The organism is Paraburkholderia sp. SEWSISQ10-3 4 (genome assembly GCF_030464785.1).
GTDB classification, from domain to species: domain Bacteria; phylum Pseudomonadota; class Gammaproteobacteria; order Burkholderiales; family Burkholderiaceae; genus Paraburkholderia; species Paraburkholderia aspalathi.
Genome location: NZ_JALPRI010000001.1, coordinates 278,331 through 294,057, shown reverse-complemented (window position 1 = coordinate 294,057; position 15,727 = coordinate 278,331). Strand labels below are relative to the sequence as shown.

Sequence of the window (15,727 nt, the reverse complement as noted above, 5' to 3'; positions counted from 1 at the left end):
TCGGGTTGCCGTTACACAAAGATAAATAGCCAAAAAATTAGCAGTCTGGCAGAAAGGTCCCCCGACGCGGAACTGACAATAACTATGAACGTGCTGACCAAATGTTGAAGTAGCGGTTATCGTCGAACACGCCCGTGTCGAGAATTTCGTATTCGGGCTGATCGGCGCCGCGCTGCAGATTTTCATCGATCAGATCCTGGTACGGGTACGCGTCGTGAGGATACTTGTACAGAATCTTCATGTACGAATGCGTCGACGTGCCGTCGAGATAGAAGTAAAGCTCCTTCACATCCTCGCCATGATTGCCTTGCTCGTTCGTCAACCCGAAATCGACCATCCAACGCGCCTAAACTTCGTACAATTGAGCATTGAAATGTCCATTTGCCGCACAGCCCTCTTGTGCAGCCGCGGTATGTTTTTTTGCGGAGCAGGCGTGTGCCAGAGACCGGAACGCCACCGAACATTCAGCCAGACTATCCTTGGCGATTGTGCTGTCAATCGCCGACCGGGAGACCTATAACATAGCTGTAGCACGATCCTGGATAACAGACCTACCGTCCTTGTCGCCGGCGCATCTATTGCGCACCGTCCTGCATCGCCCGGTACTCACTCCCGCGCTATTTTTCTACTGGTGGCCTCAATGTAACAACTGAGGCTATGGCGATGTACGTGGAGTGGAGGTGATATGCAACTCGTCATTGTGTTGCCGATAGTGGCCGCGGCATTGATGTATAGCACGCTTGCGAACGCCTACTCGCAAGAAGAGGTCAATGTCTTTGCGCCGACAGACAGCGAAGTCGCAGCCCAGAAACTGGTCGTCAGCCCCATGAACGCCAAGAATGTCGAGAACCGGGCGGACAACCATGCGGGTGGAGCAACGCCAAGCCAGCACGCCACCGGCCTTGAAACCACGGGGTCAAAGCAGCTACCTGCGCCTGAGACTGCGAAGTAAAGAGTACTACGCTCTAACGCCGCGCGACATCGACGCGTGCATCATCGTTCACGGCGGCATGCAAATATGGTCGAGATACCTGGAGTAGATCTTCAGCATCACGCTCGAAGTTCGCCATGAGTGCGGCAGCTGGCAAGCCGGCAAATCATGCTCGTGGCGTAAGTCGTATAGGCATTTGGTTCGGCACCATCGTGAATGCTGAAACTTCTTCGATTTCAGAAGGGTCGATTGTCAGTTCAATCTTGAAGCTCCTCATCAACATCGATATAACCAGCCTCATCTCGACTGCTGCGAGGTAACGACCCGGGCACACTCTCGGCCCCGCGCCGAATGTCAGGTATGCCTTCTGGTCATGCGCACCTTCCGATGGGTCCCGCGGATGCCTCCAACGGTCAGGGTCAAATGTTTCCGGGCGCACAAAATTCCGCGGGTCCAGCATGCCTGGACGCGTGAGAAACAACATGCGTGTTCCTGCAGGTATGGCTACCCCTCCAAGGCACACGTCGGTCAAGGGCTCGAACGTCTGTATTGCAGCAACGGGCCGCAGTCGCAGTGCCTCACTGCATACCGCCTCGCATAGGTCGAGGTGCTTCAATGCGTCGTAGTCTGGGCACACCCTCGAATCGCCGAGCGCCACACGCGACTGTTCGAATACCCGGTTTTGCAGATGCGAATCCATAGCGACGTACATCAACCCCCAGGCAATTGCGTTGGCCGTCGTGTCTTCACCTGCGACAAGAAGCGTCAGGACGTTCGCCGAGATCTGTTCGTCGGTAACCATCGAGTCGGGTTCGTTGCGCGCCGCGAGCATCGCTTCCAGCAAATTGTGTGGAGGTGCATCAGGCGACTGGCTCATGCGCTCGCGTGCCCGTTCAATCATTTTCTGAATGTAGCTATGGACCTCCGTCATTGCCTGCGCGAGTCGTCGGTCCTGAGGAAGCGTGACGTAATGCCAATAGGGAAAGAGGGCGGTGACGCGCCTCATCAGTGCCGGCGGTATCAGGCCAAGCTGTTCCTGAATTACCCCCCGTTCGTGCTCGAGCGTATGCGGGTCCTCGCCGAAGGCCAGCGTACTGGTCACGTCAACCGTGTAGCGTTTAAGCTCTTCTGTCATTTCGAGCGTTCTATGTTCCCTCGCCGCCTCTTGCAGGCGAGCGAGAAAACGCCCAGTAATGGCCGCAAGCGTCGGATAAAACGCTTTAACGTTGGAAAAAGACAGTGCCCGCATGACGAGCCGACGCTGCGGCTCCCAAGCCAAGCCTTCCGCAGCGAATAGACCGTTTCCGCCAAGCTCCGCCATAACGGATTCAATTGGCGCAAAACGTCGATAGAGGTGCGGACGTTCGCGCATGACAGTCTGGAACAGTTCCGCCTGCGTCCACACTGTGACAGGAATCGTGCCGAGCTGAACCCTGAATGGCGAACCAAATCGCTTCGCCCACTGCTCCAAAACCAGGTGAAATTTCGCCGGTGGCATCTGGAACAGATTTCCCAGGAAGGGCAGACCTTGCGGGCAAGGTAGATCTGCGACAGTACGAAGAATATCGTTCGCGCCGAGTCGAAGCTCCGACATATTTTCCTCCGCTTCGCATGCCACCGCGCGAAGACAATGGGCGTGAAGAACGCTCTTGTAGAGGATAGGTCATAGCTCGCAAATGAAGTCCTAGCCGTATATGCAAGCATCGAAAATATTCGGCTTTGGCCGCGTGGGGCTACGTTTCGGCGCTTAAATATGGGAAAGGTCTGCACACATCGAGACGATGGCACCTACACGTGCTTATGGGGTCTGGGCTCAGCGGCAATCCTGGATTACAGGCGCCGTCCGTCAATCTCAACCTCCGCTTCGCATTCGATGGGTACGTTTAGAGGGAGCGCGACGCCGACGGCTGATCGCGCATGCATTCCAATGTCTGGTCCGAATAGTTCAAGGATCAAATCCGAGAAGCCATTTGCGATCCGTGGCATCTGGTCGAACCCGGGCGCTGCGTTGACCATTGCAAAGACGCGCACCCAGGCCGTAATGCGATCCAGGTCCCCGAGCGCCTTCTGAAGACTCGCCAACTGTGCAAGCGCCACAAGGCGCGCTGCTGCGTAGCCTTCGTCTGGCGAAACCTCCGCGCCGACTTTACCGACCGGTTGCGCAATCGTCCCGTCGAGGTTGAGCGGCACGTGTCCTGAGACAAAAGCTCGCGTGCCGCTCACGCGCACCCATGCAAATGGCAATGACATGTTTACGTTTGCAGGCATCTGCAGCGTCTGCGGTAACGTCAATCCCATTTCCGCCAGCTTTGCTTCGATTCTTGCCATGGCCGTCTCCTCGGGATTATGCGAAGAACGTTAGATGTTGGCGGTCGGCTTTTCAAGTCGTGACGTCCCGATCACGAAAACCAGGGGATCTATCTCGTCATTAAGCCGATCCCGAAGAACGGGGCTGCGGGCAATCTCACTGGTGCAAAGAACGCATCAGACGGGGATCAGAAGGCCCGACTCCAACAGCGCACGCAGCAAATCGCCGTGATGGTAGCGTGCAGACTCTTGATCACTCGGGTTAGTACTCGTTTGACGGTAGCGAAAGTAACGGTCGAGAATGTTCAGATTTACACATTGTCGGGAGGATCCCGGTGCTTCAGGAATTGGCGAAGAATATTTGGACCGCTTCGGTTCATCATTCTTTCATCGGTTTGCACGTTGGCACGCGAATGACTGTGATTCGCCTGTCATCGGGCAAGCTGCTGCTGCATTCGCCCGTCGCGCTCCCGGAGCAGCTTCGCAGTGAGATCGACGCGCTCGGGCCAGTCGCGCATATCGTCTGTCCAAACCTGTTTCACCACATGTACGCGTCCGAAGCGGCGGCCACGTATCCACAGGCACTGCTGCACGGTCCAGCCGCCTTGCAACGCAAGCGCCGGGACCTGCGTTTCGGCGCGACGCTGACGGACCAGCCGCATCCCGAATGGCGTGACGATCTCGAACTGCTGACGATTGAAGGCTCCATGCTCGGCGAGACGGTGTTCTATCACCCGGCAACGCGCACACTGATCACCTGCGATCTGGTTGAGAACTTTCGAGCGTCGCCGCATTGGCTAACGCGCAACTATTTGCGCCTGGGTGGCGTGCTCGGCCACGTCGGCTGGCATCCCCTCCTGCGTCTGGTCTATCGCGACCGCAAGCGGGCTCGCGCCTGCGTGGATCAGCTGCTCGCCTGGCCGTTCGAGCAAGTCGTACTGGCGCATGGCGAGCCGCTGACGGACAACGCTCACGCGCAGGTCCGGGCGGGCTTGGCGTGGCTCTGAACCGTGCGTCGCCACCCGAATCTCGCGAGGTTGCGGTCGGCAGCCTTCGACCCGTTGCGGTCTCTCAGTTCGCTCCAGAGCGGCCACTCAATTGCCAAAAACGCCTATCTCGTCGAGCATCTCGATCAGCTTATCCGGATAGATAGTCTCGGTTGTTGCGGACAATTCCTCCCGGCTCCACCACCGGTGATCGGCCATCACTTCACACTCTTGCGCCGTCCAACCTTCATGTGAAATGGACTCCGTGTCCGTTTGAACGGCGAAATATTGTTCAACCGCGAGAACGCGCTCGCCATCAGGTAACTGCAAAGCAACTTCGCGCCGACTGGCCGGCCCGGATATCTGCGCCTCGCAAATGCCAGTTTCTTCACGAAGCTCTCGTAAAGCTGCTTCCGCAAACGTCTCTCCGTGCTCAACACCTCCGCCCGGCGTGGCCCAGTAGACTTTGCCCGCTAACACACCAGTCCTGTGCACGAACCGGAACAGGAGCACTCGCCGCTCCGGGGTGGTGATCAATAGTCTGGCCGATGGACGTTCGCGCATAGGAATTAATCGGAAGCGGAAAAAAGGAAATCGGAGCACACGGACATCAATCCTTGATCGATACCGTTTCTCAATCAACTGGCCCAACAGGGCAACAATCGTTAAGCCTGCGGAATGCTCCTTTCATAGGCTGGCCAGTCCCTCTCCGAGTTCTCAATCGCAACCTTGGCGACTGGAAGTTTCTCAAACAAACTATCCGTGACGTGACGATAGTCACGATATAGAGCAATGAGCCCCTCCAAGCCCGCAAACCCACGGCGCGTGTAACAGGGAAGCATCTCCAACTCCGCACGAGCGGGACGATACGCTCCCAAGGCGAGTGGAATCGATCCGTTTAGCATCAAAACTGTTAATTCATGTCACCAATCTGCCTTGAAATTATGCGGGCCTGATATGATCAGATGAAACCCTCCCCCTTTCGCGTCAGATTGGTTTAAGGGATGGTCCTTACGCATTTTATAGTGCCAACGACACGGCCCGCGCGTGTTAGCGGTATCGAATCTCCTGTCGGAATGCAGGCTTTACCGGTCAATCGATCGACTACCGGGCCGCTAAAAGTTTTCTATCGTTCACGACAATAAGCACGTAAAAAGTAATTTGGGGTGGAAATGGATGCGCAGGATATTGTTAGAGCCATTCAAAGCGGGCTGATCCAGCAGGACCGTTTGTTGAAACTGGATACGCCGCTCGGGAGCAGTGTGCTGTTACCGCAGCGGGCGGCGGGCTGGTCGCGAATCGGGCGACATTTCGAGTTCACGCTCGACGTCCAGTCAACAAACGGCAATATCAAGCTTAAAAAACTGATCGGCCAGCCGGTGACCCTATGGCTTCAGCAGGCGGACAAATCCTATCGCCCCTTTCACGGCTATGTATTCGGCGTGCGGAGACTGGGATCAGATGGCGGATTAACCAGCTATTCGATCCGTTTTGCCTCGTGGATGAATTTCCTCAAATTCCGCCGCGACCAGCGCATCTGGCAGGATAAGTCCGCCGACGTCATCCTGACCGATGTGTTCAATGCCCACCCCCAGGCGAAAGGCCAGTTTCAGTTCAAACTCTCGACACCGTTACCGCCGAGGTCTTATTGCACGCAATATGAAGACGACTGGAATTTTGCTCATCGGCTGATCGAAGAGGAAGGACTGTTCGGCTTCTGGACACAGGGCGAGGACGGTAAGTCTCATACGCTGACGATTACGGACCGGCTTGACACGTTTGAACCGCTCGCCCCGCAGACGGTGCAGTTTTCCCGCTACGGTACGAGCAGTGAACTGGACGCGCTGGTTCACTGGTCGAGCGAACGTACGCTGCACAGCGCGGTGCTGACAACCCGTACAGCCGACTACAAAAGCCCGTCGTCGCTCGCCAATCCGAAAGGCACCAGCATCCCCACGGTGTCGCACGAATTGCCGGACGAGCTGGAAGTCTACGAATACACAGGACCCTATAGTTATCTGAAACAGGAACGCGGCGAGCACCTGTCGAAGATTCGCATGGAGCAATGGGAGTCGGAGGCGAAGCGGTTTTACGGTGTCGGCGGAGTGCGCGGCATCGACGCCGGGCGCGGGTTCGAACTTACCGGGCATCCGGAGCACGACCCCGACGCTGCCGACAGGCGGCAGTTCGTGATTATCGAAACGGTATGGCTGATTGAGAACAACATTCCGGCATCGAGTCATCATGCGAACTTCCCGCACAGCCTGCAAAACCGGTTAGCCCAGGCGCGCGAAAGCGCCCAGGACAGCCCGGCTTCCATCGTGCCGCACGCGGATGGCTCGGGTGGTTTTTTCCGCGTCGAGATAGAGGTCCAGCGTAAGTCCGTGTCGTTCCGCAGTCCGTTTGAACATCAGAAGCCCGTCATGCAGTTGCAGACGGTGACCGTGGTGGGACCGGGCGGACAGGAGGTCTATACGGACGAACTGGGCCGCGTGAAAGTGCAGTTTCACTGGGACCGCATCGGCCAGCGCGATGACCGGAGTTCGTGCTGGGTGCGCGTCGCGCAGCCGTGGGCAAGCGGCGGCTTTGGCGGTATCCAGCTGCCGAGAATTGGCGACGAGGCCGTCGTATCGTTTCTCGACGGCGATCCAGACAGGCCGCTCATCACGGCGCGCGTGGGCAACGGCGCGAACCGGCCGCAGTGGAACCTGCCCGACCAGCACATGCTGTCGGGGTTCGTCAGCAAGGAAATCGGCGGCAGCCAGAACAACGTCTGGTTGAAGGACGACACCACTGGGCAGGTGCAAACGCAGATACGTAGCGATCACCTCGATTCGGGCCTGCACGCGGGCTATATCACGCGGGTAAGCGAGCCGTCCGGTCGTGGAGAGAAACGCGGTGAAGGCGTGGAGCTGCGCACCGATGGGAATGCGGCCGTGCGTGGTGCGCGCGGGCTGCTGCTGACGACTCATCCGCGCTCGGGCGCAACCGGAGACGCGTTCAGCGTTGATGAGGTGAACCTCCAGTTGGCGAGCGCCCAGGATACGGCAGCGAGCCTCGCGCAGTCGGCTCAGACAGCAGGGGCACAGGATGGCGAACAGAAGGCCGTCGCCAGTACCCTGAAAGCCCAGGCGAAGGCCATCCAGGGCGGCGGCGCATTGAAGCAGTTCGAGCAACCCCATCTCGTACTGGCAAGTCCCGCTGGTGTCGCCACCAGCACATCAGAGCAGATTCATCTGAGCAGCGGCAAGACCACCTCAGTCACGACCGGCGAGCACGTATCGATCAGCACGGGCGGTGGCTTCTTCGCCAGCGCGCGAAAAGCATTTCGCCTGTTCGTCGCCGAGGCGGGCATGCGGCTCGTTGCTGCAGCAGGCGATATCGACGTGAAGGCGCTCAAGGACAGCATCAATCTCCTGGCGAAGCTCAACGTGACGGTGACCGCGAACAAGATCACGATCAGCGCGCAGCAGGAGGTCGAGATCAACGGCGGCGGCAGCTACACCCGCTGGACTTCTGGGCAGATCAAGCACGGTACGTCGGGCGGCTTCGAGGTGCACTCGGCAAACCGGACGTTTGTTGGACCTGACAGCGTGAGCACACCGGCCATTCCTGCGTTGCCGCCTGAGAAGGAGCAACTGCACTTCGCGTTACAGGCGCTGCAGGGCGAAGGGCATCAGATTGTCAGCGAGCCGTACGAGCTGTACAAAGGCAGCGCAAAGATCGGTGAAGGTGTGACAGATGAGTTTGGCCGGATTGTCGTGAAGGATCACCAGGCCGGCACACCGGCCTACACGGCCCGACTGAGCAACGGCGCGGAATATGATTTGAACGTGAAAGACGCGCTCGAATCTGATCCTGATCACGTTGACCAGCGCACCAACATGGGCGAACGGTATAGCTGAGCGCGACGCTCACCCTATTTATCAAAGAGGACGTAGACGTGGCCCAGTTTCCACTCAAGACTCACACGCACGCAAAGGTCGCCATCGACGAGCAGACCCGGCAGGCGAAGAGTGCGCTTCAGTTTCTCGTTGAGCACAGGGACATCAAAGAGAGACAGGGCGACGGTACGAGCCCGATCACCAGGGGTAACACCCTGAGCTTCATGATCTGCGGTGAAGATGGATTCAAGCAGATCGCCAAAGACCTACGGGAAGCCAAGCAGTCGGCGGACATCGTCTGCTGGGGTTTCGATCCAGGCATGGAGCTTGAGCGGGGCAGCGACACCTGGCCGCGCGGCATCCGTTATGGCGAGCTGCTCGACGAAATCACGAAGCGTAAGGAGAGTCCGGTCACGGTGCGCCTGCTGATCTGGTACGACGACGATGGATCCAAGGTCCAGAACAACATGCCCGGATTGACCGACGTCCCAGTCTCCCGCCTGGGGCACCCGATCCAGCGGTACGGGTTGCAGCAGGACCCACCGTACAAGGATTCAACGCGCAATCAATACTGCATCGACTGGTGGAACGTGAACTTACCGGGCGGCAAGAGTGGCAGCGGCACGAATCCGCGGTTGCAGGTTGTCCTTCGTGGTGTCTCGCAAGCCGATGCGACCGCCTTGCGGGCAGTCGCACCGGCTGAAGAGGACCAGCCCGTCAGCAGCACGCTCAGCGTAACCGACGAGAAAAGCCAGCTGGAAAAATTTGCAACACACCACCAGAAACCAGTCCTGATCGACTACGCCTACGACAGCGGCAGCAAGGCGGTGGGCTACGTCATGGGCCTGAATTCGGTGACGGACTACTGGGACCGGACTGCTCATGCGATCGATGACCCGAAACGTGAGGTCCTCTCGGATAAACAGATCAGCGACGAGTTGGCCCGTGAACTAGCAACGCAGCAAGCGCCGACCAAGGACAACCTGGCCACCAGGCTTTACCAAGGCGTGAAAAACAGCGTGTCGAAACAGGAAGCGCCACACGGGGAAGGTCACGAACACTATGTGCATGGTCGTCCCTATCAGGACTACGCATGCCGGGTGGTAGGGCCGGCGCTTGCGCAACTGCACTTCAACTTCGAGAACGGATGGGCGGCGGCACTCGGTCAGTCGCTTCCGTTCCAGACGCCACCAGAGCCACCGGCGAAGATGCCGAAGGTGGCGGGAAATCCGGCGCATCTTGTCCAGATCCTGCGCACGCAGCCCCATGAGCGGGAGAAGTCCATCAAGGAGGTCTATTTCCAGGCAACCAGTAGCGCCCGCAACTATATTTACATCGAAAACCAGTACTTCTTTTACCCGGAGTTTGCGCGGAATCTGATCAAGACGCGACAGAAGCATTGCAACGACTGGATGAAAACGTCACAAAAACCGGTCACCGAGATGCCGAAGCTGCACCTGTTCATTGTGATTCCACATCCGGAGCGCGGAGAAATGGTGCCGCGTACCTACGATGCGCTGACCTTGCTCGGAGCCGGTACATCGATGGCTGAACAAGGAGATCTGGCGGATAACGGCAAGCTTGATTCCGTCTATGGCAAAACTACCCGAGGTCGCGGCGAGGTGCTTGACCGTCCGAGTGCGGAAGAGCTTGAACGGACTCTAGGCCTTGAGGTGAGTGTCGCGCGCCTGCGCACAAGTGGCGCTGATGCAGACCACAACATGGCTTATCGCGAAATCTACATCCACTCGAAGCTGATGATCATCGATGACGTATTCATTACCGTAGGCAGCGCCAACCTGAATCAGCGCAGTATGTCGGCCGACAGCGAGATCAATATTGCTGCGACCGGAGCACTGTACGCCGCTGACCTGCGTCAGCGCGTATTTGCGCTGCACTACGGTGGCGATATCAAATACAGTGGTGATGCGAAAGATCTGCCCGATGCATTTGACAGTTGGAACCGCCGAATGAACAAGAATCAGGATGCCCAGCAGGCAGGTACGCAGCAGATGACTGGTTTCCTGCTCCCGTTTGAAGATCACCGTTCGACCACCACGCTGTACGGCTCAATCTCCGTACCGTCCTCAAACGATCCCGTCCCTGCCTAATCGGGCCCCGCATGAAAGCACTTCTCTATGCGTTGCGTATTGCCACCTCTGCCTTGCTGCTGCTGCTGGTAGCCCCGGCTCACGCAGGCGCCCTGACCTCCCTGGGTAACAAGCTGACCACTGCCATGTCTGACCTGCCACGTTACGAAAAACTCCCGCTCTTCGACCCGCATCGCAAGGACTTCACCTGCGTATATGAGGCACAACAAGTGCCGTCCCTCGATCCGCAGGCCGAGATGTGGTTTCAGGAGGCAATGGCGCTGGATGATCCGAACGTCCCTATCGACAGGATCGACTACGCAAAGATGTATCAGCTCTATTTGCAGGCCGCTGATCGAAACCACTGGAAAGCGATGCTCAATCTCGCGTCACTGATCCTGAGCAAACGCCCTGGGGTGCCGGAGCAGGATCCGGAAGCCGCAATCCAGTGGGTCGAGAAAGCAATGAAGCTGGGTATTCCCGATGCCTACGATCGGATGGGTGTGTATCACCTCAACAGGCTGGTCAAGGGCGGTGACGCCACGAGTGCCTACGCGTTCTTCCAGCGCGCGGCGGATATGGGAAGTCCAGCAGCAATGACTTTTCTAGGTTACAAGCTGGCAGCAACCTACGACAACCCCAGTGAAGGTTTTTGGGGCAATCTACCAGTCGGTACCAAGATGCTCGAATGTGCTTTTGCTCAGGGGTATGGAGACGCAGCCGAAAAGCTGGGCCTAATTTACGCCCGCGCAAACACGGGTGAGGCAAAACTCCGAGCGCTGAACATCTTGCACGAGGGCGTAAAGCTGGGAAGTGCAAAGTGTGCCAGCAGTCTGGTTCCGGAGTTTAACGGCATGGACCTCGACAACGGGACCAACCTGGTTGGTCATATCGACAAGGCACGTGCCCAACGATACCGCAAGATTGCCGATGTCCTGAAGCTCTATGACGGGCGGCTGAAACTGCCAAACCTAGACAAGGTATTGCCGCTACCCCCGGCGCCGCTACCTAAATGGAACGGCGATGTGCAAGCGCTGATCGACGCTGCAAAGGCCGTCACGGCGACGCCCAAGGCGCAGCAGGGCGCGGCGCTTCAAGGACGTGAATTCGTCTCGCACGGGTACGCGGTGCCACCGCTGGAACAAAGCACGATGGCGATCATGGGTAACCAGATTGTGCCGCGTGACGGCTATTGGCTTGCTCTCTACGGTCCGGTATCTGCTGCAAAAACCCAGCTGACTCCCGCCCGGCGAAACACACCTGAACGCTACCAGGCTGGCGAGCGCTTCGAGGCGCCGTCATTCGAATGGCTCACCGCCGACCATGTGCAATGGCACTACCTTGGCGAAGCCTATGCCTTGCCCCCGCAGCGGTACGATTTTCTGAAGCAGATGATCGATACCGGGTTTCTGCGCGAGGTCCCTGAGCAGACTTTGCCTGTCCGGTGCGACGGCCAGCAGCGTTGCCCGCAAACCGGAATATGGGAAGGTCGTATAGCCGATGATCATCCGATGGCCACGCTGTACAACCGGTGGGACCGCCAGGCGTTCGTCGAGAAGGATCACGCGTTTCCGCAGCCCGGGGCGCAGTTCATCGACGTCGCCGCCCACGACCTGCAATGGACATATCTGGGCAGCCCGAACGCGGAAACTGGCATGCCCGGCATACGCGAGATAGTCTTGTAGACAGCCTGATGGCACGCGTCATTTGAGGCGCCGATGATCGTCAAACTGGTCATTCTTCTCCTCCCGTTTATCGGCGTGGCCGCTGCAAGCTGGCTCCTACGCAAACGCATACCGCGCGTGGTCAGCATACTCGTGATTATTGTCGCAGCGACAGGCGGTACGTGGTTAGCGTATTTCGTTATCGCACTATCTTCGGTCCAATGTTTAGGGTCGTGCGGTTGATCGAATGACCGCCAGCGGGTTTCAGAAACGGCATTGCATCATGAGCCGGGTATTTTTCGTGGAGTGAACGGATGGCTCGTCAGGTCATTGTAGTAGGCGATACGCTGGCCCCGCACGGCGGCTCTGTTACAACTGGTTCGAACGCCGACACCGTGGACGGCAAGCCGGTTGCCCGCAAGGGTGACACGGTTGAATGCAAGGAACACGGAACACAGACCATAGCGGAAGGTGACGGGAACAGCATGATTGGCGGAGCCCCGACTGCCCTGCACGGACATCATGCAACTTGCGGGTGCACACTGGTAAGCCGTAATGCGACGGTTACCGTGCCTTGACCTCGTGCGCGGCTTGCCGCCCTTCAGTGAGCTTCTCCGAATGTCCCAACACTGCCGATAAACCGGCCACTCAACCTCCCGACTGCGAACTCCCGCTGGGGCCTGAACAACCAATCGTCGAACGTTTCGCTCTATCCCGACGAACAGGCAGCAAGCTTTACCTGCTGGCGACCTATACTCGTAGTGGCCGCGATCCTCGGCGACCGTGTTCGCAATCAACGAATTTTCCAGCTCGAATTAGTTGCGATTGAGCTTGCGATGAGCGAGATCGGCTTGCAATCCACGGCCGTGGGCACACGTTATCTGCGAGCGAGCCTAAGCGTTTCGATTGCAAGCCCTTACATCTAATGGAGCATTCTGATGCAACAGAGATTACGTGCTGCGGTTGTGCAATCGGGATCCGTCGTCTTCGATGCGGACAGAACCATCGATAAAGTCGCGACGTTCATCGCCGACGCCGCGCGACAAGGCACTCAACTCATCGTATTTCCCGAAGCATTCGTCTCAGCCTATCCTAAGGGGCTCGATTTCGGCTCGACAATTGGCGGGAGAACCGCTGCTGGGCGCGAAGACTATCGGCGTTACTACGACAGCGCGGTCGAAGTACCGGGTCCCGGCGCTCAGCGGCTGAGTGAGCTTGCCGCCGACCACAAACAATACGTTGTGATCGGCGTAATTGAACGGGACCATGGCACGTTGTATTGCACTGCGCTGTTTTTTGGTCCGGACGGTACGCTGCTCGGCAAACATCGCAAGCTGATGCCAACTGCTGGCGAGAGGCTGATCTGGGGCTATGGCGATGGGTCGACGCTCCCGGTTTTCGACACACCGTTCGGCAGGCTCGGCGCAGTCATCTGCTGGGAAAACTACATGCCATTAATGCGTATGGCGATGTACGCCAAAGGTGTTCAGATTTACTGTGCGCCCACCGCTGACAGTCGACCGACATGGGCTTCCTCCATGCAGCACATTGCCCTGGAGGGGCGCTGTTTTGTGTTGTCGGCCTGCCAGCACCTGCGCCGATCGGATTGTCCAACCGACTATGCCGCAATCCAGGGTAACGATCCGGACACTGTGCTGATGAGCGGTGGAAGCTGCATCGTCGGCCCGCTTGGCCAGCTCATTGCCGGTCCCATCTTTGAGCAAGACGCATTGCTCGTGGCCGACCTGGACCTCAACGACCTTGCCCGGGCGAAATATGACTTTGACGTCACGGGTCACTACTCGCGTCCGGATATCTTCCGTCTGCATGTTAACGAAGCGGCGATGCCTCCCGTCGTGTTCGAGAAAAACGGATTCGGCAGCGGCTCCTGAATGACGAGATATTCGTGCGCCATGCCGTAAGGGAAGGATTGACGGTTTCTTTCGGACGCTGTTTGTGCCAACGGCGTCGTCGAGACGTGCTATCGATTGTCGGCGATCTGTGCACCGATGTTGAACGTCTGAACGTGTTTAGGTTTATACGACGCCTGCCCACATTAGCTTGTGGCGCTCGCCCATGCTCGTGACTGAGGGCAGGCATCCTACAAATCTGAACGACTGAAGTCGCTCGCCTTCTTGATGGTTAGTGCTGCGTCGGAGCCGGCTGTTGGGAAGCGTCTGCTTCTTCGTCTGTCGCGGATTTGGCTGACGTTTGTTTGCTCTGGCGCGGCTTCGTGGCTGCGGATGTCTCCGTAGCCGCTATTTGTGACGCCTCTGCAAGAAGGCGTGCTGCACGGCTCGCGGTGATGCGGCTTTGCGGGATGCCCTTCGCATCGAGCGCGATCACCTGATACAGCTCACGGTCACACTCGAGCTCTCGCTGATATTGCTCTGCTGTGTCGACAAGCAATTCAAGCATGGTCTGCTGACGCCGTCTTTCGTCGCTCGTGATGGCAGGATTCCTACACATTGAGGACGCAAGTGTGATCAATGTGTTGAGTTGGCTCAACTGCCGGTTGCATAAATCGAAGGTGGACAGCGCAAGCTTTTCGTACTGGAGCGCGTCGACAGGCGGGCGTGAAACGGGTTGAGATTGTTTTGTAGGTTTGCTGCTCATGGTGCGACCTCCCTGGTACTTCTTGGATCGCCCGACACTCGCTTGCTTGGGGAAGTGGGTGAGCGGGCACGTGGCGGGATTGGAAGACCGGTGTTACGTCACGCCGGCGAGCCTTGCGGCTCCCCCACCACGGCCCGCCCATTGGAATATAGACGCGCAGAGGTAGACGCACGCCCCGCCTGAGCGGGGGTGCGGACGTAACAAGACAGGCTTCCAAACCTGACCGCCGGGTGTTTCCCGATGGCTCGATGATTATAAATCAAGGCAGCGCCGTAGCGATCAACCAGGCAGGCTAAGTGTTTGCGTTTGGCCAATTGGATAAGACCTCGGCGGACGTTGGCGTGTTGTCGCAAATTCGAAGACCACAGAGGACGCGTGATTAGTCGTCTCTACGTCGACAGTCAGCGCGCAGGCGTAGCGGTTTTCGTCAGTGCCCGGACTTAGCAGGCGATGGAGGTTCATCGGCAGAAGCGGTCGCTCGCGACGCATCGTTTCCCGCGTGCAGCAAATGGCCGCTTCCGTGGTAGGTATAAGACCGTGGTTGACCCGTAAGGGACGGACGGTTCCAGAAGCGCAAAACCGACGTTCGCAAGCGGCTATGCCAAGAAATCGTAACGATTGCGGTACAAGTCCAAGGGCGCAACCGGCAGCCATTGTTGCGGAATAAAAGGCGAGTCTATCTGGAGCTGATATCCATGTCGCCACGCAATTTTTGCGTAAATCACCGCTGGAGTCGAGATCAGATCCTCAGTGAATCCGCCTTCGTCGTTAGCTCGAGCTGAAAGTGCTCTTGGTGTGACGATCTGGCGGATAGCGTCCTCCATGGCGGGAATATCGCCCCGTGCAAGCGCTATATAAAATCGGTGATCACCTAGATACTTCTTTTCCCCACTTGCTCCTGGCGGTTCTGCAAGCACGCGCTCACATCGACTTACCAACCGCTGCCAGTCTCCCCGAATTGCTATGGTCGCCTGATACGCCCAGAAGTCGTGGGTCATGTGATTTTCGATTCGGCGTAGATCGTAAGCGGCATCGTGACCAAGAAACCAATTCACGAGCAAATCGTTGTCGGACAACAAAGGCGGCAACAGCGCCAACATTTTCGCACCTGGAGAAAACGTGTCACTGGTCATTCGATAGGCCATGCTGGTCAGGTTGCCTGCAATATAGAACCATTGTTTCATTGCAGTCAGGTCCTGATGACGAAACCAGGTGGCTATTGCCTCGGCGGTTGCATGCGACCTTAGGA

The 15,727-nt window shown here is 57.7% G+C and carries 13 protein-coding genes; 7 read left to right on the top strand and 6 right to left on the bottom strand.

Annotated elements, in window-relative coordinates; all coding sequences use genetic code 11:
- Positions 1-82: 82 nt before the first annotated feature.
- Positions 83-337 (bottom strand): hypothetical protein, encoded by a 255-nt coding sequence (locus tag M0D68_RS01300; protein ID WP_266223578.1) that lies wholly within the window; start codon positions 335-337, stop codon positions 83-85.
- Positions 338-685: 348 nt separating this feature from the next.
- On the opposite strand from M0D68_RS01300, the gene M0D68_RS01295 reads away from it, so the two are divergent.
- Positions 686-952, top strand: a complete 267-nt coding sequence (locus tag M0D68_RS01295) for a hypothetical protein (RefSeq protein ID WP_200622412.1) — start codon at positions 686-688, stop codon at positions 950-952.
- 145 nt (positions 953-1,097) lie between these two features.
- Here the strand turns inward: M0D68_RS01295 and M0D68_RS01290 are convergent, their stop codons facing one another.
- Positions 1,098-2,525: a cytochrome P450 gene (locus tag M0D68_RS01290; RefSeq protein WP_266223577.1), complete on the bottom strand. Its 1,428-nt coding sequence runs from the start codon at positions 2,523-2,525 to the stop codon at positions 1,098-1,100.
- 236 nt (positions 2,526-2,761) lie between these two features.
- Positions 2,762-3,259: a RidA family protein gene (locus M0D68_RS01285; RefSeq protein WP_200622414.1), complete on the bottom strand. Its 498-nt coding sequence runs from the start codon at positions 3,257-3,259 to the stop codon at positions 2,762-2,764.
- Positions 3,260-3,573: 314 nt separating this feature from the next.
- Between M0D68_RS01285 and M0D68_RS01280 the strand changes: the two genes are divergently transcribed.
- On the top strand, positions 3,574-4,245 hold the full coding sequence (locus tag M0D68_RS01280; RefSeq protein WP_266208853.1) for a DUF4336 domain-containing protein: 672 nt from the start codon (positions 3,574-3,576) through the stop codon (positions 4,243-4,245).
- Positions 4,246-4,332: 87 nt separating this feature from the next.
- Here the strand turns inward: M0D68_RS01280 and M0D68_RS01275 are convergent, their stop codons facing one another.
- On the bottom strand, positions 4,333-4,875 hold the full coding sequence (locus tag M0D68_RS01275; RefSeq protein WP_266223576.1) for an NUDIX hydrolase: 543 nt from the start codon (positions 4,873-4,875) through the stop codon (positions 4,333-4,335).
- 581 nt (positions 4,876-5,456) lie between these two features.
- Between M0D68_RS01275 and M0D68_RS01270 the strand changes: the two genes are divergently transcribed.
- The 5 genes from M0D68_RS01270 to M0D68_RS01250 all read left to right on the top strand — a co-directional run bounded on the left by M0D68_RS01270 (position 5,457) and on the right by M0D68_RS01250 (position 13,754).
- On the top strand, positions 5,457-8,129 hold the full coding sequence (locus M0D68_RS01270) for a type VI secretion system tip protein TssI/VgrG (RefSeq protein ID WP_308187546.1): 2,673 nt from the start codon (positions 5,457-5,459) through the stop codon (positions 8,127-8,129).
- A gap of 38 nt (positions 8,130-8,167) precedes the next feature.
- Positions 8,168-10,219, top strand: coding sequence for a phospholipase D-like domain-containing protein (locus M0D68_RS01265; protein WP_266223574.1), 2,052 nt, complete (start codon positions 8,168-8,170; stop codon positions 10,217-10,219).
- Positions 10,220-10,230: 11 nt separating this feature from the next.
- Positions 10,231-11,883 (top strand): tetratricopeptide repeat protein, encoded by a 1,653-nt coding sequence (locus M0D68_RS01260; RefSeq protein WP_266223573.1) that lies wholly within the window; start codon positions 10,231-10,233, stop codon positions 11,881-11,883.
- 293 nt (positions 11,884-12,176) lie between these two features.
- Entirely contained in the window at positions 12,177-12,440 is a 264-nt protein-coding gene (locus M0D68_RS01255) for a PAAR domain-containing protein (protein WP_211707887.1), read from the top strand.
- Between the two features lie 360 nt (positions 12,441-12,800).
- Positions 12,801-13,754, top strand: coding sequence for a carbon-nitrogen hydrolase family protein (locus tag M0D68_RS01250; protein ID WP_266223572.1), 954 nt, complete (start codon positions 12,801-12,803; stop codon positions 13,752-13,754).
- Between the two features lie 250 nt (positions 13,755-14,004).
- On the opposite strand, the gene M0D68_RS01245 is transcribed toward M0D68_RS01250, so the two are convergent.
- On the bottom strand, positions 14,005-14,478 hold the full coding sequence (locus M0D68_RS01245) for a hypothetical protein (protein ID WP_200654146.1): 474 nt from the start codon (positions 14,476-14,478) through the stop codon (positions 14,005-14,007).
- 596 nt (positions 14,479-15,074) lie between these two features.
- Positions 15,075-15,662 (bottom strand): Imm49 family immunity protein, encoded by a 588-nt coding sequence (locus M0D68_RS01240; RefSeq protein WP_266223571.1) that lies wholly within the window; start codon positions 15,660-15,662, stop codon positions 15,075-15,077.
- Positions 15,663-15,727: the final 65 nt, after the last annotated feature.